We start from the raw sequence: 23,318 nt of genomic DNA on the forward strand, positions 1-23,318 counted from the left end.
TTTATGCGGGAAGCTGCACGGATTTCAGTTCGATAAACTCACCGAGACCGGCCTCACCAAACTCGCGTCCGTTGCCGGAGCGCTTGTAACCGCCGAAGGGGGCGTCGTAGTTAAATTCACCGCCGTTAACAAAGCACAGGCCCGCTTCGATGCGGCGAACGATAGGCATGGCGCTTTCGGCGTCTTTAGCCCATACGCCACTGGACAGACCGTATTCGGTGTCATTGGCAATGGCGACGGCTTCATCCATATCCTTGTAGGGGATCAGGCAGGTCACCGGGCCAAAGATTTCTTCCCGGGCAATGGCCATATCGTTGTGAACGTCGGCAAATACCGTGGGTTTCACATAGAAGCCTTTATCCAGCTCGGTGGGTAGATCGAGGCCGCCAGTTACAAGGCGGGCACCTTCCTCGATCCCTTTCTTGATGTAGCCGCGCACGATTTCCAGTTGGCGAGCGGAAGATAGGGGGCCCATAAAGGCATTGGCATCGGTGCCCATGGCCACTTCTTCAGCCACCTGCTTGGCAACTTCCACTGCCTCTTCATAGTGCTCAGCGGGAACCAGCATACGGGTGAGTGCGGTGCAGGTTTGGCCACTGTTAATAAATACATCTTCGCAGCCCCAGCGAACCGCTGCTTTAAGATCCGCATCCGGGGTGATAATCAGAGGCGATTTGCCACCCAGCTCCTGGGTTACCCTTTTAACTGTGGGCGCTGCAGCCTTGGCAACTTCAACGCCTGCACGGGTGGATCCGGTAAAGGACACCATATCGATTCCCGGGTGCGATGACAGCTCTGCGCCGACGACCGAGCCAGCACCGGGGATCAGGTTAAATACGCCCGCAGGAACGCCGGCTGCTTCGATAATTTCCGCCATGACGAAATCCTGCAGCGGAGTGGTTTCCGAAGGCTTGGTAATCATGGTGCAGCCTGCTGCGAGGGCTGGCGCTACTTTGCCGACAAATTGGTGCAGAGGATAATTCCAGGGGGTAATAAAGCCACACACGCCAATCGGCTCCCGGATTAATACCGAGTGGGCCGCCTTTTCGGTCTCTTCCATTATGGAGGTGCGACCGGCGTAGTAACGCATGGCGTAGATAGGGCCATCCACATGCAACCAGCGGGTGATATGGGCGGGGCAACCCAGGGTTTGTGAGATCGCCTGGATCAAGTCTTCCTTGCGCTCTTCCATACCGTCAGCAATGGCATTTAGCAGGGCTGAGCGCTGATCTGCGCTGGTATGGCGCCACTTGCGAAAGGCGCTGCGGGCAGCGGCAACGGCAATATCCACATCCTCAGCAGAGCCTTCCACCACCTGGCAAATCATTTCTTCAGTGGCGGGGTTAATTACAGGATGGGAACTGGTGCCGAGGGGCTCGCGCCACTCACCATTGATAAACAGTTTGTCGGTATGCAGCTTGCTGAAATCTGTCATGTCACGCTTCCGTTTGCTTCGCGCCAGTTCAAGGGGCGGTGATTTCGATAATTGTTGGTGTTTTGCGTTGCAGGGCTTCTGCGACTGCCGTAGCTAATTGCTGTGGTTTGTCGATGCGACAACCTTCAGCGCCAAAAGATTTTGCCAGTGCGACAAAATCCGGAGTGCGAAGATTAACACCTTCTTGAGGTACTTCTGCGGCATCCATAAAGTCGCGAATCTCTCCATAGCCGCTGTTATTCCAAACCAGTATTGGCAGGGGCAGTTGCTGTTCTACTGCAACGGCCAGCTCACCGAGAGTAAACATCAGGCCGCCATCGCCGATCAAGGCAACTACGTCCCGCTCGCTGGATAACTTGGCCCCGATCGAGGCGGGCAGGGCAAAGCCCAGCGTGCCGTAACCGGTGGTGCAGGTAATATGGCTGCGAGGATGGTACAGCGGCAAGGCGTGGTTAGTGTTATAGGCCAGTTGTGTGGAGTCGGTAACCAGAATTCCCTCATCGGGCAGGGCTTCGCGCAGAGCTTCAACCCAAGGGAAGCGCTCCTCAGAACCTTCCCACCACTCTTTGCGGCAGTTACCGATTAATTGTGAAACTTCCTCTTCTACGCGCTGTTTTGAGCTCTCTTCGCACTGAACCAGGGCTTCGCTTAATTGCTGAAGGCTTTCTACTGCATCGGCACAGATGGCCAAGTCCGGCTGGGCATTGCATACCAGCTGAGCCGGATCAATGTCGATGCGGATCAGTTTGCCGGAGAAAGCGTAATCCTCTCTCACCAGGTTGCGATCGGTTTCCGAAAGCTCTGTGCCAACGGCCAAGACCACATCGGCAGTTTCCACTCGCTCACGCACGCAATCAAAACTGAGATTGGCTCCGCCACACAGAGGATGTCTTTCATCGACAGCGCCTTTGGCGGCCAGAGACAGGAAGACTGGAGCTGCAATTTTTTCTGATACCTGTGTTGCCGCCTCTCCAGCAGATTGCGCGCCACCGCCCAGCAGAATCACCGGGCGTTCGGCAGCTTGCAGCCACTGGGTAGCAGTTGCGATAGCTGTCGCGTTGGCTGCCGGTACCATGGCATTGGGTGCCGCGCGGTAATCGTCCAGCTTGCCGGACATAGGCGCGGGGAATAAATCGATAGGGATTTCGATATGGACAGGGCCGGGGCGGCTGGACTGCAATAGCTGGAATGCCCGTGCCATCACTTCCGGTAATTGTTCTGCCTGGGTCAGGGTGTGCTGCCAGATACAGAAGCCTCGACTGGCATCGCTTTGGCGGGGTAGCTCATGCAGGCGCCCACGGCCCATGCCAAGGTCTTCCCGGCGATTGACGGCGGAAATAACCAGCATGGGAATTGAGTCTGAGTAAGCTTGCGCCATCGCAGTGGCTGCGTTGGTCAGCCCCGGCCCAGTGATCAGGAAACAGACACCGGGCTTGCCGCTGGCGCGGGCATAACCGTCTGCCATAAAGGCGGCGCCCTGCTCATGCCTTGGCGTGATATGCATCAAGTCGCTACCGGGCAGGCCGCGATACAGTTCAATGGTATGTACGCCGGGAATCCCGAAAACTTTTTCTACCTGGTATTCGCGCAGCAGGCGCATCAGCACCTGGGCGCATGTGGGCGCAGAGGACATAAGCACCATTTTCCTTATTCGTGTAAAAATGCAGTGAGCCTAGCGGCCCACCAAAAGCCGTGCAAGCACCCGCAGAGTCTGCACCTTCACAGGCAATATCGCAGGAAAATTGAGATTCACCCGGCACTGCGGCAGGAAACTTTGTACGCTTGGGTTACTTTACCTGTCAGTAGATTTTGCGGAATTTGACGAGGTGGCTGCCGCACAATAGCCTTCCGGCACTTCGCTGAATAAACTTTGAGCTAGAACAACCGAGGAAGTATCACCATGGAAATCGATCAATGGCGTCGGGAATACCAAATGGGTGGTTTAAGGCGCTCTGAATTGAAGCCGACCCCCGTGGAGCAGTTTCGCAAGTGGCTTGCAGAAGCTGTTGAAGCAGAATTAGTTGATGCCAGCGCCATGTGTCTTGCCACCACTAACGCGGACGGGCACCCCTCGCAGCGGATTGTTTTGCTGAAAGGCTTCGATGAGAAGGGTTTCGTTTTCTATACCAATTTACAGAGTGACAAGGCCCGAGATATGGCCGTTAACCCTCAGGTGTCGCTGTTGTTTCCCTGGTGCCGTCTCGAGCGGCAGGTGATTGTTTATGGGAAGGTGGAGCCCGTTTCCCGCGAGCAGGCAGAGGCCTATTTCCAGTCGCGCCCCCTGGATAGCCAGTTGGCCGCATGGGCCTCGCACCAGAGCCGGCCGCTTTCGTCCAGGGAGGAACTCGAGCAACAGTTTGATAAAGAAAAGGCTCGCTTTGCCGGTAAAACAATTCCATTGCCAGAATTTTGGGGCGGCTACTGTGTGGTACCCAATGCTGTTGAGTTTTGGCAGGGGGGTGAAAATAGATTGCACGATCGTTTTATTTATCGCCGTGAAGAAAAGGAAAGCTGGAATATAGAGCGTCGCGCTCCCTAATTTTTATATTTATCTTTTCGTGGCCCAGCCCTTTGGGCCACAACTAACCGCTTAATCACGCCTCACTTTGTGAGTACCTATCCCCTGATATTGTTTTATAGCGGTGTCTTATCTGGCAATTTGTGGTCAAGGCCGCTTAGAATAATGCGCCATAAATATAGCTAAAACTAATGTCTTAAAAATTCTATAGATTCGATCGTTTTTGCAATTCGAATCCAAGGGTAGGTAGGGGAAATATGGCCATTATTGGTATCGACTTGGGAACCACTAATAGTGCTTGCGGGGTACTGACCGACGAGGGGGTAAAACTAATCCCCAACCGTTTGGGTGAAATTTTGACCCCGTCAGTTGTGGGGCTTGATGATTCTGGCACATTGCTAGTCGGCAAAACGGCTAAAGAACGTCTTATTAATCACAGTAGTACCACTGTAGCTGCGTTTAAGCGTTTAATGGGCACTGACCACAAAGTTTCCCTGGGGAAACAGAAATTTAGTGCAACAGAACTCTCCTCGTTAATTTTACGTGCGCTCAAAGAAGATGCTGAAACTTTTCTTGGTGAAGAGGTAACCGAGGCGGTAATCAGTGTCCCAGCTTATTTTAATGATAATCAGCGCCATGCCACCAAGTTGGCAGGAGAACTTGCGGGATTAAAAGTAGAGCGCCTTATTAACGAGCCAACTTCGGCTGCCATTGCTTATGGTTTACACGATAAGCGCGAAGGAAACTTCCTTATTTTAGATCTTGGGGGTGGCACCTTCGATGTTTCCATTCTGGAATTTTTCGATGGCATTATGGAAGTTCATGCCAGTGCCGGAGATAACTTCCTCGGTGGAGAAGATTTCGTTGAGGCAATGATCGATGATGTCCTGGCTGAGTTTGATATCAAGAAAGAAGCCTTAAGCCCTCGCGATTTGCAAAACTTATATATGCAAATGGAAAGCGCCAAACGTCGAGTTAGCCAGCAACCTGAGCAAAAACTTGAATTACAACTTGATGGGCGCTCCCTGCAATTCCAGGTGACTCCAGAGTGGTTTGAGAAACTCAGCACACCTCTGTTGTTAAGAGCGAAGCGGCCAATTGAGCGGGCAATGCGCGATGCTGATTTGCCCCCACAGAAAATTGATGAAGTGGTATTGGTTGGCGGTTCGACGCGCATGGCCCAGTTTCGTTCTATGGTTGGTCGAATGTTTGGCCGTCTGCCAGCCTGCCATTTGGACCCGGACACTGTCGTTGCGATGGGAGCAGCTATTCAGGCTGGCTTAAAAGAAAAGAACTCAGCACTGGATGATATTGTCCTGACTGATGTATGCCCTTACACCTTGGGAACTGGGGTTATCAATGAAGATAATCCGCAGCTCGGTGCCTACTTCATGCCTATTATCGAGCGCAACACGGTTGTACCAGTCAGTGTTGTAAGGAGAGTGTGGACTGCTCGGGATGATCAAACCCAACTTTGTGTAGACGTATACCAAGGAGAGAATCGTCTGGTATCTAAAAATGTGTACCTGGGTGAGATGACGGTTCCTGTGCCGAAAAAGCCTAAAGGGGAAGAGGCGGCAGATATTCGCTACACCTACGATATGAATGGACTTTTAGAAGTGGATGTGACTGTGGTCTCCACGGGTAAAACCTTCAACAAGTTAATTGAGTTTACGCCGGGAGCTCTCTCCGATGTACAAAAGGCTGAAGCCCTGCAAAAGCTGGCAAAACTGAAATTCCACCCCCGTGAAGATGAAAAAAACCAGGCAATCATTGCTCGTGGTGAGCGCTTGTATGAATCCAGTCTGGGCGAGCAGCGTGAGTATATTGCCAAATTACTGTCATCCTTTGATAGCGTCCTAGAAAGGCAAAACCCTACAGAAATTATTAAGGCTCGAACTGAGGTTAGTGAAATTCTGGATCGGTTGGATGGCGAGGATTGGATTTGATGAATCCCTGGGCCATTCTTGAAATTAACCCCATCACTGATGCTCGGGCGATTAAGCGCGCTTATGCAAAAAAACTAAAGCAAACCCGCCCTGATGAAAAGCCGGAAGAATTCCAGGCACTTCATACAGCTTATAAGCAAGCATTGAAACTGGCTGAGCAATTGCAAGAGGAGACTGCCGGGCATGCGGAAGCCTCCTTGGAAACTCCTTCACTAGGGCAGGCAGGAAGCACAAGCCATGAGAAGGTTAACAGTGAAAGGGTAGCTGTATTAGAAGGGGCGCAGGAAACAGAAGTGCGGCCTTCCACTGATGAAGTGTTAACTCCGCTCGCAGCTGAAGAACACCCAGCGAAGCAAGAGAGCGTTTCTGACCCCTTGGAACAGAGCGAAGGTGTATCCCCTGATACGCAGCCAAGTGAATCTCGGGAGCCGCAAGACCCGGATAGAGATTTGCGTATTGAAGAATTTCGGCGGGTGCTTAAGCAAGTTGATGAAATGCTTAATAATCACTTGGAAATGAGCCTGGAGAGGAGTTGGGACTTTCTCACCAAGAGTCCCTATATGCTGGATGAGGAGTATAATTGGAACTTAGGTCTTTCTGTATTTGAACGCTTTGCCCAATTTAATCAAAATGCTGTAGAGGGGGGTAAGTCCGCAAGGTTTCGCCCGCAAGTAACGCCGAACATCCTGCAGTACTGTGACGAGCTGTTCGATTGGCGAGGGAATGCGTCTTACCTCTACCAAGCGCTTGATGAAAAGTTGTGCAATAGCATATTTAATAGCTTGGAAACCCATGAGTCCCGTATTGATCCTTTGCAAGGGCTTCGTGGCGGGGGCAAGGTAAAGGCACAAAGTGAGGCTGAATTTGAAGAGCGCTATGAAAAGTACTTTTTTGGTGATGTTGTACCTAGAGGCGTTGCATTCTTTTTAGACTTGGTTATGACTTATATGGCCGTAGGCTCTCTTGCAACTGCGGCGATGATGAAAATCTTTGGATTGCCGGAAGCTGTAGCAGCCGCAAAAGTCATACCTTTTTGTTTTGGAGCCTACCTGTTATTTGCTTGGTTGTTTGAGTGTTCCAAACTTCAGGCAACACCTGGCAAGTATATAATGGGCTATCGAGTAACCAGTCAAAAATTTGGGCGGATTGGATACTTGCGAGGGCTTTGGAGAACTGTGAGCTTTGCTTTCACTAGTGCATTTGGGCTTTTTGCATGGATTATCAACTTCTTCCTGGTTAACAAATTATTGCATGATCGGTTAAGTCGCACTTATGTTATTAATATGCGTAAGACTCATGAAGAGCATTTACGCCGTTTGAGAAAAGCTTAGCTTTAGAGCGGGGATTGGTTCCCGCTCTTCCCTTATCTATAAGTACTTCTTAATGTAAGTTGACTTGTATGTTTAAGAGGCTGGTGCTTGAATATAGCTAGATTTCTCCGAAAACTCTTAGTTAAATGAATTTGAATTTTTTATTTAAAAGGAGTACTTTCGCGGAATAAGCTTTGCTTTAAAGGCTTTCTCTATCCCTCGATCATAGCCTGGATTAACAACACTACCGTGATTCTCGTTATCAAATACACGTTTTCTTAGGGTAAGGCTATTGTAGTTACGGGACTTCAATCTTTTTACTAGTTGAGAGAAGTCTTTTACTGCGCAAACTGAGTCGATTTCACTGCAAGTCTCCTCACCACCAATAAATAAATACACACTTTTTCCTAAATCGGCATTGCGTTCTGCATAGGCCAATTCACTATCTAAAATTTGCTTATCTGCCCACCAAATACTGGGGCTTCCAATGACATATCGGTCAAAGCTATTGGTGTGGTTAAAAAGTGCATGGAGAGCCAGAAGCCCACCCAGGGAATGGCCCACTAGGGTTTCGTCTTCTTCGTTACCTTTAAAATTATTATTGATAAAGGGTTTGAGTTCCTCTTCGATAAACTCAAGAAAGTGATCTGCGCCGCCACCTAGTTCAGCACCTTTGATCACACCAGGCACGGGGGTGAAATCCATTACTCGCTGGGCGAAATTCGGGCTGTCAAAAGCGTGGGAGATACCTACCAGAATTACAGGGGGCATTTTGACATTGCCAAACTCATCGGGAACCTGTTCCTGAAGAAGGTTAGGGGCTGTCATAGGGAAATGCAGAAACCCATCGGTCATATAAATGACTGGATAGCGATCGGTGTTTTCCGGGGTGTACGAGAGAGGCAGCATTATGTCGATAACGTACTCACGCTCTAGTAAATCAGAGTAAAAGTTGTAGGACAGTATCCCTGGGCGAGTGAAAGTTGTGGGTTCGGCACTGCCGGCCACTGCCAGCTGGCAACAGGCACTAAGAATACCTATCACTAATAATCTAATTATTTTCATTGCTATCCCTGAGGGGCGCTGAAACTTACCTGTTATCGCCCTGCTTACTAGAGGTATCTGTATGGAAGCCTAACAGATAGGTAAAGGGAGTCGCTAGCTGGGGAGGGGGTTACTGCCGCAGGAATCACTCTGCATCGCAAATTTTTGCTCAAGAAGTGGTCGTAATCACAGAAATAGGGATATTGCACGTGGAAACCACATCCACTGAGAAGAGGATTGGCAGGAAGGGAATGTCCCTTCCCAGGTTCAGGCAATGACGTTTTTAGTGTTGTATAGGTGCTGGGCCATCCGTAGGGAGCCGACTTCACCGGATCTTCCCACTAGTTTTGGTGCAACGATATACCGTTCAATATTACTTTCTGAGACTTGGGGAAAGTAACCACCGGCTAAGCATAGGAATTTTTGCCTTATGCGGTTGAATAGGTGCGCCTGTATCATCACTCCGCCCCCCAGTATGATCCGCTGTGGTGAGTAGCAGCTGGTAAGGTTGACGCACATAGTGGCCAGATACTCCGCCTCCAGGTCCCAGGCCGGATGGTGTTGTTCCAGGTGTTGGCCACGCAGTCCCCAACGCTCCTCTATCGCAGGGCCTGAAGCCAGTCCTTCAAGGCAGTTGTTATGAAATGGGCAGTTGCCTTTAAAAGAATCCTTTTGGCTGTCTCTAGGCATCAGCATATGCCCAATTTCCGGGTGCATAGATCCATTGATCAGCTGCCCGTCGATCATAATGCCGGCGCCGATACCGGTACCGATGGTGACGTAGACAAAGTTCTTAACATCTGTTGCAGCGCCGCAGAGGTGTTCTCCAAGGGCGGCGCCATTAACATCTGTATCGAAAGCAACTGGTACTGATAGGGCTTGGCTGAAGTAGCCTGCCATATTGGTATTGGACCAGCCAGCTTTAGGTGTTTGGGTGATATAGCCATAGTAGGCGGATTCTGGGTCCAGGTTTACCGGACCAAAGCTGGCTATGCCCAGCGCAGAAACAGTGCCGTGGCGCTGGCTGCTTTCGTGAAAAAACTGAGCGACCTTGGATAGCGTATGTTCTGGATCGGTGGTTGGGAAGCTGGCTCGCTCACGGATGTCATTAATCCCAGCGGCTACCACACAGTTAAATTTGGTACCACCGGCTTCAATTCCGCCGAGCAAGGTATCTACCGCATTGCCTTGCATTTCCATCCTAATCCGCTCCCCGGGTTACATAAGTTATTCGTATTATCAGTTGATGGTCGCTGAACTTACACCACTGATAGTTTATAGCTGGTTATATTGTTTCTGAAAGAAAAAAACCGAGCGCCGGTGGGGGCCAGACGCTCGGGGTTTGCAAAGCTATGGGCAGAACTGCAAACCACTTACTAGAGTAGGGAAGAACAACGATCAAAAAGCGTAATTGAAACTGACGCTGGTGGAGCGGCCACTGATAGCCCGTCCGCGTACTATGTCTCCAACTTCTGCGTAAGACTCTTCAACTTCGGTAATAACAAATTCATCGGTGAGGTTGTTTACATTAAAGGAAACGGTAAGGTCTTCTGTCAGGTAATAAGAACCAAACAGATTGACCAGGACATAACCTTCCTGTTTCAACTGGTTGGAGTCAGAAACAAAATATTCTGTAGACCCTTGGAGGCTTGCACCAAATGTAAAGTCATCGCCAAAGTTATATTGCGGGGTAATCGTGTAAATGAAATCAGCTTGGCGGCGCGGCGTATTACCTACGACAGAACTGTCGTTGGCATCTTTTGAAATTTCGGCGTCGGTCCAGGTGAGGTTTCCATTTACGGAAAAGTCTCCATAACTGTAGGCTGCTTCCAGCTCGATTCCTTGGGCTTCATACTCGCGTACAAACGTTAAGCCGCTAGTGATTTCTGCATTGGTCTCTTCAGTGACCGTATTGAAGTAAGTTGCAAAGAAATCCAGATCGCCGGTTGAGAGTTTGTATCCAATTTCCAGCTGGTCCACAGAGTCGAAGCCATCGGTGGTGTCGGTTAGGCTTCCGTCACTGTTGAGAGCGCCGCTAATTTGTAGAAGCCGATCGGCAATTGCTCGACCACCCTCGCTGTAGCGGGCAAAAATAGCCATGCTGTCGTTGAGAATATAATTTCCACCGAGAGAGAAAGAGGTGTTGTCTGCATCGTAGTCAACGAGCTGGGTGGATCCATTGGCCATTGTGATGACGCCGCCGGTGAATCCAAAGGCATCGGAAGCGCTAGCACTTTCCACATCGCTGATAATACCATCGCCATTCAGATCGTAGTCTGTATCACCACCGCAGCAGCTGGAAACCAGGGAGCCTTTGGCATTGACCATATCGTGGCGGGCACTGACATCGAAGGTAAAGTCGCCGATGTCGATCGCCACATTCATATAGGGTGCATAAGTTTCATATTCCAGGTCCCAGGCCCAGGAAAGAAAGCTTGCAGACCAGACCCCATCATCTACCAGTACATCTCCGTTGGCATTGGCAGTTATGGTGAGGTTTTCAGAATTGCTGCCGTCAACAGTTTGAACTAGGGCATTCCAACTATTCCAGCTGGTTTTGATATTTTGGTTGGAGTAATAGAACCCACCGGAAACAACAATATTATCGCCAATTAATTTGTCGACTTTAAAGTCGTTAACTATCAGACCCAAATCGTGTATTTCTGTATCAAAGAGCAGGTCGACATAGGCGAGGCCTTCGGCCTCTTCACCATTGGCATAAGTCACCGTTGTGCCGGCGCTACAGTCTATGGCCTCTCCGCTACTGCCTACGGCATTTGCACAAATGGTATCAGCCATATCCTGTGTGGATTGTGGTCCGTAATCGCCGAAAGTATCGGTAAAGGGGGAAATAAAGCTGCCGCTAACATCAGAAATTCTGAATTTGTCGGTAACAGTCCAGCCATCATTAAATTCGAATTTGGTTTCAAAGCCATAGGCTTCCACCAGAGATTCGATACCGTCGGATAAGTCGCGGGTTACCGGATTGCCGTAGGCATCAAAAGTGGAAATGTATCGATAATTATCGGAATGCAGGGTTTGGCTGCTGGCATCGAAGTTGGCAACCGTGCCGAATTCACCATCGCCCTTATAGGTTACAGGGCCAGGAAGATAAGTTGTTACCCGGTCATCGAGATGTTTGTAATAGAGGCGGACATAACCGTTATCAAACTCTTTGGTGAGGTTGGCCTTGAGTTGGCCGCCGGAATCCCCATCAAAGCCGGTCTCGCGGATGCCTTCTCCTTCTCTTAAAAATCCGCCGACATAGAATCGCAAAGTGTCATTCAAGTGGTGGCCATAGCCAAAGTCCAGGCGGGATTCATCGTAGTCCGCACCAAACGAAAGTCCTACATTACCACCTTCTTCTTCGCCGGTATTGCTGATCATATTGATCACACCACCAGGTGAATTACTGGCAAAGGTGGAGGCAGAGCCGCCGCGTACGCTTTCTATACGTGCGAGAGAGGAGTCGGTGCGAACAAAGTTGTCAGTGTTACCGAAATTAATATCGCCGTATTCTAATACAGGCAATCCGTCTTCCTGGATTTGCATATATTTGGAGCCGCCAGTTGCCAGGGGAATACCTCTAACGGTGATATTTGCATTGCCGCCCCCACCGGAGGATTCCGCCCGAATACCGGGTAAGCTGCGGAACAGCTCTGCGGTAGAGCGCGGGGCGTACTTCGCCATTTCCTCAGTGTCCAGTGCACTAACGGATACGCTGGATTCCATCTTGGTAACCGGTCGGGCGGTTGCGGTAACCATCACCTCTTCAATTTCCGGCATTTCCTCAGCTGTTGCCGGTACCGCTACGCTGGAGGCCATGGCAACTGCCAGGGCTATGGAGTGTGGTTTAAAGTGTTTCTGTGTCTCTGAACCTGCTTGGAAGCCCTCTGCAATCACGGTGCTCTCCTCAATCATCTCTTATGGTTATTAGATTTTTCACGGCCCGTTCTCTGCGGACTCGAGACTCTCTTCCTGTTACCGCATGGGTGGGACCTCTCCCCGCGAACACATTTATTAAATCACTGTGATTTAATAAAGGCAATACGAAAATTTGCGGAATTTACGCATTGGAATTAGCAAATAAATAAGTAGACCAAAGAGAAGTAGTGATTTTTGCGGTATCTATCTTTGCTTTTGGTGACAGCGCTGCTTGTCTTTCTAAGTAACACTGGTTGCGAGAGAAGGGGATACGGGGCAGTAGATGCTTCCGGTGAGCATCTACCTAAGGATTTTTTTGCGATTCCTGCCTACTAGTCTTTGGCCAATTCCAGTTGTCCATCGTCCATAAACTCGATGCGCTTGGGGTCGCAGATACCGCCGATAAAGTTGCCCTCGGCATCGTCCCGATTAAAAGCCAGCAGATACCAATGTTGGTCCGGCCCCTGAATGACCCGGCCAGAATAGAGTGATCCCTGCTGGTCTGCGCCGATAAAGCCATCTCCAACCACTTCGTATGGGCCATTCAAATCATCGGCGACAAAATATTTTGTGCCAGTCAGTGGTGTACCCTGCATGGATTGTCGATGGGCAGCGCTGTGGAACTTTGTCGATACTGAGCAGAATAAGTAGTAGCGGCCATGGATATATTCAATTTGCGGTACTTCCATTTCACCATACCAGCCGGGAGCCAGTACCGGTTGTCCTACTTTCCAGTAAATTAAGTCTGTTGAACTGGCATAGCCAACTGCGCCACGCCCATCAGGGCTGCCCTGGTTACAGCGCGCAGTGAGATACATATGGTAGAGATTCTGCGAGGGGTCCTTAACGATCCATGGGTCACGCCAGGATGCATCGTGCCAATATTCAAGGTTCAGGCCATCGTAGAAATTGGGATCTAATTCCACCAGGGGGTTGTCGGGGTGTTTTTCCCAGTGTAATAAGTCCTTGGAAGTTGCCAGGCAGACCCGCTGAATCAGGCCTTTCTCCGAATATTTAGTACCGGTATAAAACATATACCAGGTATCGCCTTCTCTGTGTACACAGCCGGTCCAGGTAGTGTAAGAGTCTGCAGCTTCCTCGTTGGCGGTTGCAGTTCGAGGTGAGGGTTTCAGTGCATCCTGGAGCGTAGTCCAATGAATAAGGTCCGTAGAAACGGCATGACCGACAGATACATTCCAATGGCGCAGCTCAGGATCGCCCAGTGATTTATCGGCTTGAAGGTAAAATACATGGTACTGGTCGCCGTCCTGCGCGAACCAAAAATCCCATACCCATTTATTATCGAGATTAAATGCCATGATATTTACCTCATTAGTGCTGATTGGAAATTTGCCGGTGAGTTATTGCTTTGATTATTCTTAAGGAGCCCAGAGTTATTTTTATGCTTTTCTGGGGTTCCAATTAAGGCGCAATCAGGTAGATATTCTTCCAGGTATGCCGCCCTTTAATAGAACTGTTTTATCCGGTGCAAAAATTGAGTAAAAAGGCAAAATCGCACCGCCTGTGGCGATGGCATCGACTCCAATTTTTCCACTGACAATTTTGGGCGCAAATACGCCTGAAGGCGCCACCTGCTTTATCCTGCGAGAAATCATTTCGACCAGTTCGTCTAATAAAAAGCGGGGTAAATGCGCATCGACAATAATAGCCTCCAGGTCCAGTACGCTGTTTGCCGATAGAAATGCATAAACCAGCGCATCTGCACAGTCGTCCAGCCACTCCTGGATCTGAGGGCGGGCCTGGTCCATTACCGTTTCAAGTTCGGAAGTGCTGGTAATTTCGATGCCGCACTCTCGTAAATGTCTGCGCAGCCCAAATAGTGAAGCGCGATTGAGGAGTAGCTCAAATGCTCCTTGATTTTCAGGGGTGCTGCTAAGTTTTGAGCGGGGCACTGGCAGGGAAACCAGGTTGCCCGCATTGCCATGGACGCCGGTTTCCAGGCTGCCATTTAATACCAGGCCTCCACCGATAAAGGTCCCGATATAAACGTAGAGAAAATTGGATATGTCTTGGCCATTGCCAAACTGCAATTCGGCAACAGCAGCAGCGGAACAGTCGTTCTCGAAGAAGACCGGCAGATGTGTGCGCTGAGCAACTTCTTCAGCAAAATTAATTTCCTGCCACTGGGCGGCAAGTTCTTCACTCATATTGAGCTCTTCGGTCCAGGCGCCGATAAACCAGGGCATAGCGATACCAACGCCCACTAGTTTCCCTCTGTCTTTAGCGGGTAGGGTATCAGTAAGTGCCTGGAGGCCCGATTCAATTTTTGCCAATAAAAATTCGGGCTCCGGGAATTCAAACTCGTGGCAAATCTTCTTTAGTACTGTGCCACCAAAATCCATTAGTAGCAGCTCGATATTGCGCCGTCCCACCTTGATACCGACAGAGTAAGCACCAGTAGGGTTAATAACGTACATAATCGAGGGTTGGCCTTTGCCGCCCAGTCGCCGCCCCTCTCGCATTACCAGCCCTGCGCTTTCCAAATCATCGACAATCCGGGTAACCGCCTGAGCGGTGAGGTCAGTTTGGCGCGCTAGGTCGGACTTGGAGGCTGCGCCAGTCTTCCGCAGGGTCGTAAGCACCACTCGCTCGTTATAACGGCGTAAACCACTGGAATTGCTACCTTTACCCATCCGTGCCCCCTGAGATGAAACGTGATCTGATCCGGCCACTGATTGTCCGGTTCTATTGTTAAAAGTGTAACTTTAAAGCCTTTGCTTAGTCTATTGACTTCGTTGGCACTAAGATCGGAGTTTATATAACCTATTGATTAATATAGCTTTTTTTGTTTATTGAAGCTTGGCTTTACTTAATTAAACCACTGTGATTTAATTTTTGGCCAAGTTCAAGCAAATCATTCTAAAAATACGCTGCTAGCAGTGAACGAGGAAGTTATGCCGGTCGATTTTGGTCTTCACCCAGTCGATGCGACCATTCTGGTCGTCTATTTTGTTTTCACCATCGCCCTTGGGCTCTTCCTAAGTCGCCGCCACGATACTGCAGAGGACTACTTCCTGGCTGGGAGGAAAATGGTATGGCCCTTGATTGGCTTATCCCTGTTCGCTTCCAATATATCGAGTACCACTTTGATCGGCTTGGCCGGAGATGCTTACAGCACTGGCATAGCGGTCTTCAACTATGAGTGGATGGCGGCGGTTATCCTGGTTTTCTTTGCCGTTTTCTATCTGCCCACAATTCTTCGCTCGCGCATTTACACGATGCCGGAAATGCTTGAGCGTCGCTTTAACAGCACCGCGCGCACTTATTTTTCGGGATTGACTATTTTCCTGAATATTGTGGTTGATACTGCAGGTAGCCTCTATGCAGGGGCCCTGGTAATGAAGTTGATATTTCCTGAATTACCAATTTGGACCACGATTTCAATTTTGGCGGTGATCGCGGGTATCTACACCATCTGTGGAGGTTTGGCGGCCGTTATTTATACCGACACCATTCAGGCGCTACTGCTGATATTTGGTTCAATCCTGATCAGTATTTTTGCCCTGGGTCGCGCAGGAGGTTGGGAAAATGTTGTATCCCAGGTCTCGGCGGAACAATTGAGTCTGATACGGCCCATAGGTGATTCGAGTGTGCCCTGGTTGGGGCTAATTACGGGAGTCACCCTGCTGGGATTTTATTTCTGGTGTACTAACCAATTTATGGTGCAAAGGGTACTCAGTGCGAAAGATGTCAATCACGGCCGCTGGGGAGCCTTATTTGCCGGTCTGCTCAAACTTCCCGTGCTGTTTATCATGGTTCTGCCTGGCACTATGGCGATTGTTATTTTCCCGGAACTAGAGCGCGCAGATATGGTTTATCCCACTCTGCTATTTGAGCTGTTGCCTGTCGGTATCCTGGGGCTAGTGTTGGCCGGTTTTGTTGCTGCACTAATGTCGCAAATTGATTCCACGCTTAATTCAGCTTCCACGCTGGTGACCATGGACTTTGTGCGGAAGTTTTTTCCAGGCCTAAACCAGCACCAGTTAATGCGTGTAGGTCAGCTGGTCACCTTTATCTTTATGATACTTGCCGTACTTTGGGCACCACAAATTGAGAGTTTTGGTTCCTTATTCCAGTATCTGCAGAAGGTGCTTTCCTATGCAGTTCCCCCTGTACTGGCACTTTTCCTGATCGGATTCTTTTGGCGTGGTGCTAACTCCAGGGGAGCTATGGCTACTTTGCTGTTAGGTACCTTGGGCGGTGCTGGCCTCTTTTTTGTCAATGAAGTCTTCGACTGGACAAGCTTACATTTCCTCTATATTGCTCCAATTTTATTTGTCTTCTGTTCACTGGTATTGGTGATTGCCAGCCTGCTTTATCCTACTGAGATTAGCGAAGAAGCCAAGTCTTTCACTTGGTCTAAAAGCGATTTTGACACTGAGACCGTATCCCTAAAAGCACAGCCATTATGGCAGAACTATCGAGTTCTATCTGTGCTACTGCTTGTGGTTACTGCGTTGGTGGTGGGTTCGTTCTGGTAGCGCGAAGTCAGATTACTTCTATTTTTCACCCCACAGGATGGAAAACTTAAACAATAAAGGCAATACAGGAGGGTTGGACACGGACGAAGTTGACAAAAGGTTGTACTCAGATAGTTGTATCCGTTTAAAAGAATAATCTTATAAAGAAGGTGTTGACTATGAAGTATTTCGTCACAGCGATGTTAGGTTTATTGGCTTCTGTGCAGATTAGTGCAACAGAAAATATTTTGGATCAGTACTTTAATACATCAGATAATGGTGGGACCCTAAGGTACGATACAATATTTCAGTATGGTAAGAGTGGGAATGGTAGCGATTTCGATATGTGTGATAGCTATGTTACCACCCGAATCCCTGGAGACAAGATCACCGCTATAACCAGTTTTAGCGGTGATGAGAGAATCAAAGGGTTAAAACTCGAATACTTATATGCAGGAGATGAGGAGGTTGGCAAAACCACAATCTCCGGGTATCGAAAGTTGCTTGGTGCTACCGAATATATTCAGGGTTGGCGCTTCTATAAAAAGCGCGATGGCAATATTTCCAGGATTCGAGTCTACTTGAAAGACATGGCTGATAACTCAACCCGTGATATTACCTTTGGAGGTAATAATGGCTGGTATAAGTGGGAGGAATACCATCTAAGTATTGGAACCCGGTCAGTAGTTGGATTTGCTGGTACTGCGAGTGATAGTAAAGTTTGGAGTATTTACCCTTGCGTTGCGGATCGTTTGGAATTGGTGGAATCTGGCGTAGAGATTCACTGGGATCAGATTGTGGAAACCCCCAACAATACCAGGACATTCTTTGGTGAGAGATTACTTGAAAACTCTGGCAGTATTGCCCAAAACGACAGTACAGAAGTCTGGTATACCGACGGGAAGAGTGAAACAGATACCTGGACTAATACTATGGGTATTTCGGTTACTGCTGGAGTTAGCTTGACCGAGGGTTACAAGGTCGGTGTTCCCGGCGCTGTTGAAAATAGTGGCTCCATTACATTCAGTTTTTCTGAGACTTTTAGTGTTTCAACGACCGTTGGGGAAACATCGACCAAAAGCAACCAGGAAACTGTTAAAGATGCCATGCCATCTAATGTACCCGCCTATGGATTGATGATGGCGCGGATGATGGTGGAAAATAGCGAGGTTGAAGTTCCCTATACCACAACGGTCATGAATCCCCATAATGGTGATGAGTTCGAGTTGTCAGGAGTTATCAAAGGTTCCAGCTATTCCAATGCGCGGAAACGCTGGGATGAAGTGGGGCGGGCCTATCCGACTCGTTATGAGATATACCAGAGTTATGCTTGGGTGATCGAGTACTATGGGTTGGAAAATGCAAGTTTGATAGATGATCCGGATGTTTTCTAGATTGATATTGATAAGAATTGACTGGCCCAAATTATAAAGGGCCAGTCAATCATATGAGATTTGGCTACTCATCATGAAACCGGATTGAGCCTAAGCGAATCCTGTCATCTTCACATCCGTAGTAACTGAACTTTACAGTTTTCTGGGACATATATGCGGAAAGCAGAAAAGATACTTTGGTGTTGTATATGGCAGAGTCGTCATTGATAAGAAAAAAGGTGTTCTTGCTCACGCAGCTCACCTCTGTCTCTGGATTGACAAATCCTCTAAGTCTGACATCTACACCATTCGAGTGTACTTTTAAGTAGTAAATTTGCGCCTTCTCTGTCCAAGCGGCATCGCTGATAAGTGGCAGTGTAAATGGGATACTCAAAAGTAAATATATTAGAGACTTCATCCTTGATTCCTTACCAATTTATAAGTGGTAATTAAACCTTTGCTCTCCATGTTGGTTAACTACATCCTATAAAACTATAGCAAATAAAGTCACTTGAATAAGTGGCGCACTGCGTCGCAAAGTACTTTTCGGAGTAGGTATTAACGCCCATTCTGGCACAAAAATAATGCTTCCAGTTTGGGCGTGAATAAATTGAGGTCAAATGAGAGATATCACGCAGTAGAGGCTTCCGGCAGTTTCAACTCACTCTTTTGGGTAGTGTCAGACGTATGAGAGCTAAACAGCTTCTGTGATAGTAAAGCAGACATAAATGCCAAGACAAATAAGGCGCTAAACACCATTCCGCCGGTAATAACCGCAGCTAGACCGCGATAGATAGCTGCGCTACTTCCGGGGTTAAGCACTAAAGGGATATTGCCAAAGATACAGGTAATTGTTGTAAGCATAATGGGGCGGACACGCAAGCTGGCAGCCATATATATCGCCTCTAATTGATTGGCTCCGTTTTGCAATGACTTATGAAATTGGTTGACTAGTAGTATCGCATTATTAACTACCAGTCCCATTAAGATTACAAAGCCGATCATGGTTATTACATCCAGGCTTTGGGGAGTAAATAGATTTAAAACTTGTAAGCTTATCATTCCGCCAGCGAATGATAAGGGTACAGCACAGAGTACTGCTGCTGCTAACTTTGCGGACCTTTGGGCGAAATACAATAATAAGGCCAATACTGCAATAGCGGCTGCAAAAATCTTTAGAAACTCACTGAGGAACAGGTTGAGTTCATTGGCGCTACCTCTAAACTGTGTATGAAGATCATTGTAGGAACTTGCTGATAAAAACTCTTTCACAGATTGATCAACATCCTCGACAAAAGACTTCATAGCAACGCCTTCGGGAGGAGTTAAGCTTATTGATGCACTCACTTCCTGGCCGACACGAAGTATACTAGCTGGCGCTTGAGTGATTTTGGCATCGGTCAATTCACGTAGAGGTATAAAGCCGTGACTGTCAATCAGTATCTCTGTATTTAGGAGCGTCTCAAGATTTTGTGGTTCTCTTGCTTTAAGGTAAAAAGGAAGAGTGTTGGTTCCCGTATAGAAGTGCCCAATATATATTCCGTCGGTTAAAGCCATCAGATGATGATTTAATTCCGATATCGTAATACCTAAACGAGCTAATTGTACTAGCTTGGGTTGAAATTCAATACGAATCGCTCTATTTTGAAGTGCGCTACCCTCTTGAATTTGTGCTTCTGGAAACTCTAAGCGTAAATGGCTCATCAGCTCACTCCCGGCCATCTGTAGTCGAGATAGCTCTGCCCCTTTGATATCTAACTGGCTAATACGGTTGTTGGGTAGGGCAAACCTTAGTAAACCACCTTGTCTGAAATGTATTCGAGTCCCGATTAGTCCAAAGAGAGCTTTTTCATTTAGCCAACTCTTTAGTTCTTCAAAATCCCAGTCCCCTTTTGTGTATAGATAGAGATTGCAATTATTTGGGTTGCAAATTATTCCATAGGTTGAAACTTGGTTCTCTATTTCTTCTCTATTGGCTGTGATTCTATTTACGACCCGTTCCCCAATTTCATTTCTTATGGTCTCTGTGGATAAAGGACTTTCAAAGTTGATATAAACAGAGACCATATTTTGTTTGGGGTCTGGGAGGACATCAATGTCAGGGCTAGAAAAGGAAGTAGCAATGAGTGCGACAGGTAATCCTAACAAAATCACAGTGGAAGCTAGCTTAGGGTTGTTTGCAGAACGGATAGAAAGCTTCACCCACCATTCAAGCACTTTATTGATTTTGATACTGCTGGATCCCTCCTCAGCAATTGCTGCTTTTCCAAGTAAGTGTCTGGCCAATGAGGGTAGTATTAGTAGAGCAAACAATAGTGATGCTAATAATGCGCTTGAAATTGTGAAGGCCAGGTCCTGAAAAAGCTGCCCTGTTGCTGACTGCATGGCAATAATGGGCAGGAATACGATAACACTGGATATTGTAGATGAAACTAATGGGCCCGAAACTTCTTTGGTTCCCCGCGTGATACTTTCCTGAATATTTATACCCTGCTTGCGCAGTCTTTGAATATTTTCTACGACAATAATTGCTGCATCGACCATTAACCCGATAGAAAGTGCAATCCCTGCAAGTGAAACTACGTTCATACTTCTATTTCCAAGATACATTCCCAGAACTACCAAAGAGATACAAATGGGGATACTTAGAAATATTAGGGTTAGAGTTCTGGGGTTACGTAAAAACCAATAAATAACCAGGCAGGCGAGTAGTGATCCCAGCAGGAGGCTTCCGTATACCAGGCTGAGGGAATTCCGAATACCCGTGGAGTCATCCCGGCTTATGGCGAGCTTCATCCCCAGTCGATTTAACTCTCCGTCATTTAGTTCTTCTATTGTTGATTTGAGCTGGGCGATGGTTTCTAGAACATTGACATTTTCGGCAGGGCGTAGGTAGAAGTATAGAGATCTATTGCCTTCAAGGGCAAAATATAACCAATCTGAAGCTACACGCTCTTTTACCGAAGCAATATCCGAGAGTTGAATGATTTGGCTTTCTCGTGTTGCGATAGGCAGCGTTGAAAGTTCCTCTAGTGGGATCTGCCCCTTAAAATGAAGGGCATAATCTTTTGATCCAATTTTTAGATTTCCTCCCGAACGATCCGTTAAATTGTTTAGATTTTCGGTTATCTCACTAATGGCTAAAGAGTACCGAGTCATCTTTTCTGGATCGAACTCAATATCGACCCGTTGGGCAGTGGGTGTGCCGGCTTCTTCAATGGACTGTACACCAGGAACTTTACTAAAGGCTGGCTTAACATAATTTATAAACGCGTCGATTAATTGAAGTTCGCTAGCCGGTTTCTCAGAATATAGGAAAAAGGATCCAAGCGTAGCCCCTGCGCCATTTGCAAAATTGAATACATCCGGTGTGCGAACTTGTGTTGGCCAATTGGGTACTTGGTTGATTTTGGACAGTACCTCAATATACATTTGCTCCATATTTGCCTCCGAATGGAAGTCAATTATGGTCCAAGCCCAGCTACTATTAACATTGGTTTGCAATTCTTTGAGGTGGCTTAGGCTAGAGAGTTCCTGTTCTAGTGGAGCAATTAGTATTTGTTCTATTTCTTCTGCGGTCTTTCCTGGCCAGGAGGTTGCGAGTGCAATTTGTGGACGATTAATGGATGGGAGTAGGGCGTTTGGTAAATTTATCCCGGCTATAACCCCGGCTATTATTAGGGTAAAGGTACAACAGATGATAATTGAGCTGTATTTCTCCAGGGACTTCATGTGTTTTCCCTCTTTGTAGGAGTAACGGCTTCATTGAGCTGTAATCCTTCGTAACCCAGTACAATCAAAAGATCGCCAGGAGCAATACTTGAACGTACAACAAAGTAATTATCGAGAGTATCTATTATTTGCACCCTGGTACTAACTGCTCTTTGGTCGTTGTCTAGAGTCCAAACCTTATATTGTCGCCCATTCTCAAGAATTACGGCGTCACTAGGAATTCTAGTAATGTATTCTTGCTCGCTATGACCCGCGAAAGGGGTAAACATAGTTATTTCAAATCGCTGCCCAACCAGTAAGGATTTGAATTTTTGTCTGTTTACTTTAAAGTAGAGATTAAAGTTCTGTGTTTCTGGGTTTACTATATGGCTGATATTTCTGAGCTCAATATCTTGCTCCTTAATTTTGAAGGTGCTATTGCTTAGCAGACTTTCTTTATTTATGTGTTCTTCAGGGAGACTACATTCAATTTGATTTTCAGTTAGTGGGAGTAACTGCATAATTCTTTGTCCTGGGTTGAGGTTTTCTCCAGGATTAGCTTCTATGCTTAAAACTTGACTATCGGTTTTTGCGTAGTGCAGTAGTCGTTTAGAACGATATTCAGCTGTATTTAGTTGTTGTACGAGTCTTTGCTTGGTTAATTGATAGGTGTCCACATTGAGCTTAAGGTTATTTAAATGAGACTGAGAAACCATGTCGGCGGAGCGAAGTTTCTCCAGTCTACCTAGTTCTTCTTCTGCATAGTTAAGCTGGCTTTGTGTTAATTCAATATCGGTGCGAATGATCTTCATTTGCTGGGTGAGATAAAAGTCATCCTGGGCTGCTACTAGTTCACCAGCTTTGATAATGGAGCCAACAGGCTTTATTTCTATAAGTTCAGCATCTGAGTGACTAGATATTTGATGTAGGGCAGGGGATGATACAGAGCAAAATAACTTTGTTCTAATAGCTTGCTCCCAGGGTTGCGCTGCTTCTACTAGTACTGTGCGGCTATCGTTGGCAAGGCTATTGGAGCCAATAATTAACAGAATAGGTGGGATGCTACCCATAAAGAGCTTTTTAATTTTACTGTTTCTCATCCTGAGGCTCTGGTCGGTTTTATTTCTGAGTTAATTGCTTAAGCGCGGTAATTAGTATTTAAAATTAAAGAGACTGAAGTGCCTTTAGTATTATATTTGGCTAAAAGGTATTTGGATGAGCTATCTGCTGCAATCTCGGTGCGGTAAGATGAAATCTACAAGGGGTGAGTTGTTCATGTTTAGAATTTTGTAAAATGTTAACTTTTACAATGGATGCTTTTGGCGCCAAAGGCTAGTTTCTACTACATATATTGCAGCGCTTATATGCCCAGCTGGAAATGGCGGCGGGAGTGGTATTGTGAATATTAGAGTGGCTTGCCTGCTCGGGTTTTCTATCGGCGTAAGTTGAATAGGTCTGTTTGTAACTTACCTAAATGGTAAAGATGTGCCGATATTATAAGACTTAAATAATTAACTTTAATAATGTGGCCAGTAAAATGTATCTAGGTCTGAGGTGGCCAGGTGTTAGGCTA

Annotated in this window: 15 protein-coding genes; 5 read left to right on the plus strand and 10 right to left on the minus strand. The window is 47.4% G+C overall.

Annotated elements, in window-relative coordinates; all coding sequences use genetic code 11:
• Position 1: 1 nt before the first annotated feature.
• Together ACJJIZ_RS09655 and ACJJIZ_RS09660 are read right to left on the minus strand one after the other, a co-directional pair.
• Positions 2 to 1,435 (minus strand): aldehyde dehydrogenase family protein, encoded by a 1,434-nt coding sequence (locus ACJJIZ_RS09655; RefSeq protein WP_444915999.1) that lies wholly within the window; start codon positions 1,433 to 1,435, stop codon positions 2 to 4.
• 28 nt (positions 1,436 to 1,463) lie between these two features.
• Positions 1,464 to 3,068, minus strand: a complete 1,605-nt coding sequence (locus tag ACJJIZ_RS09660) for a 5-guanidino-2-oxopentanoate decarboxylase (RefSeq protein WP_444916000.1) — start codon at positions 3,066 to 3,068, stop codon at positions 1,464 to 1,466.
• Positions 3,069 to 3,335: 267 nt separating this feature from the next.
• Here ACJJIZ_RS09660 and pdxH point away from each other — a divergent pair, with 267 nt between their 5' ends.
• From pdxH to ACJJIZ_RS09675, 3 genes are all read left to right on the plus strand, one after another.
• Entirely contained in the window at positions 3,336 to 3,974 is a 639-nt protein-coding gene (gene pdxH / locus ACJJIZ_RS09665) for a pyridoxamine 5'-phosphate oxidase (protein WP_444896569.1), read from the plus strand.
• A 236-nt stretch (positions 3,975 to 4,210) separates the two neighbouring features.
• Entirely contained in the window at positions 4,211 to 5,902 is a 1,692-nt protein-coding gene (locus ACJJIZ_RS09670; protein ID WP_444916001.1) for an Hsp70 family protein, read from the plus strand.
• The gene (locus tag ACJJIZ_RS09675; protein WP_444916201.1) at positions 5,902 to 7,233 is read left to right on the plus strand and encodes an RDD family protein; all 1,332 of its coding nucleotides are present in this window, start codon (positions 5,902 to 5,904) and stop codon (positions 7,231 to 7,233) included. Before ACJJIZ_RS09670 ends, ACJJIZ_RS09675 begins: the two co-directional genes overlap by 1 nt.
• A 144-nt stretch (positions 7,234 to 7,377) precedes the next feature.
• On the opposite strand, the gene ACJJIZ_RS09680 is transcribed toward ACJJIZ_RS09675, so the two are convergent.
• The 5 genes from ACJJIZ_RS09680 to ACJJIZ_RS09700 form a co-directional block, all read right to left on the minus strand.
• Positions 7,378 to 8,277: an alpha/beta hydrolase gene (locus ACJJIZ_RS09680; RefSeq protein ID WP_444916002.1), complete on the minus strand. Its 900-nt coding sequence runs from the start codon at positions 8,275 to 8,277 to the stop codon at positions 7,378 to 7,380.
• 246 nt (positions 8,278 to 8,523) lie between these two features.
• The gene (locus ACJJIZ_RS09685; protein WP_444916003.1) at positions 8,524 to 9,456 is read right to left on the minus strand and encodes an ROK family protein; all 933 of its coding nucleotides are present in this window, start codon (positions 9,454 to 9,456) and stop codon (positions 8,524 to 8,526) included.
• 198 nt (positions 9,457 to 9,654) lie between these two features.
• Entirely contained in the window at positions 9,655 to 12,159 is a 2,505-nt protein-coding gene (locus ACJJIZ_RS09690) for a TonB-dependent receptor (RefSeq protein ID WP_444916004.1), read from the minus strand.
• Positions 12,160 to 12,512: 353 nt separating this feature from the next.
• Positions 12,513 to 13,499, minus strand: coding sequence for a glycoside hydrolase family protein (locus ACJJIZ_RS09695; RefSeq protein WP_444916005.1), 987 nt, complete (start codon positions 13,497 to 13,499; stop codon positions 12,513 to 12,515).
• 114 nt (positions 13,500 to 13,613) lie between these two features.
• Positions 13,614 to 14,834, minus strand: a complete 1,221-nt coding sequence (locus tag ACJJIZ_RS09700; RefSeq protein ID WP_444916006.1) for an ROK family transcriptional regulator — start codon at positions 14,832 to 14,834, stop codon at positions 13,614 to 13,616.
• A gap of 246 nt (positions 14,835 to 15,080) precedes the next feature.
• Between ACJJIZ_RS09700 and ACJJIZ_RS09705 the strand changes: the two genes are divergently transcribed.
• Both ACJJIZ_RS09705 and ACJJIZ_RS09710 read left to right on the plus strand, forming a co-directional pair.
• The gene (locus ACJJIZ_RS09705) at positions 15,081 to 16,682 is read left to right on the plus strand and encodes a sodium:solute symporter (RefSeq protein WP_444916007.1); all 1,602 of its coding nucleotides are present in this window, start codon (positions 15,081 to 15,083) and stop codon (positions 16,680 to 16,682) included.
• 158 nt (positions 16,683 to 16,840) lie between these two features.
• Positions 16,841 to 18,055: a hypothetical protein gene (locus ACJJIZ_RS09710; protein WP_444905879.1), complete on the plus strand. Its 1,215-nt coding sequence runs from the start codon at positions 16,841 to 16,843 to the stop codon at positions 18,053 to 18,055.
• Between the two features lie 64 nt (positions 18,056 to 18,119).
• On the opposite strand, the gene ACJJIZ_RS09715 is transcribed toward ACJJIZ_RS09710, so the two are convergent.
• The 3 genes from ACJJIZ_RS09715 to ACJJIZ_RS09725 form a co-directional block, all read right to left on the minus strand.
• Positions 18,120 to 18,452 (minus strand): hypothetical protein, encoded by a 333-nt coding sequence (locus ACJJIZ_RS09715; RefSeq protein WP_444905878.1) that lies wholly within the window; start codon positions 18,450 to 18,452, stop codon positions 18,120 to 18,122.
• 212 nt (positions 18,453 to 18,664) lie between these two features.
• Positions 18,665 to 21,766 (minus strand): efflux RND transporter permease subunit, encoded by a 3,102-nt coding sequence (locus tag ACJJIZ_RS09720; RefSeq protein ID WP_444916008.1) that lies wholly within the window; start codon positions 21,764 to 21,766, stop codon positions 18,665 to 18,667.
• Positions 21,763 to 22,845, minus strand: coding sequence for an efflux RND transporter periplasmic adaptor subunit (locus ACJJIZ_RS09725; protein WP_444916009.1), 1,083 nt, complete (start codon positions 22,843 to 22,845; stop codon positions 21,763 to 21,765). The genes ACJJIZ_RS09720 and ACJJIZ_RS09725 overlap by 4 nt, the downstream gene beginning before the upstream one ends.
• Positions 22,846 to 23,318 lie beyond the last annotated feature (473 nt).

The organism is Microbulbifer maximicatervae (SeqCode) (assembly GCF_052467225.1).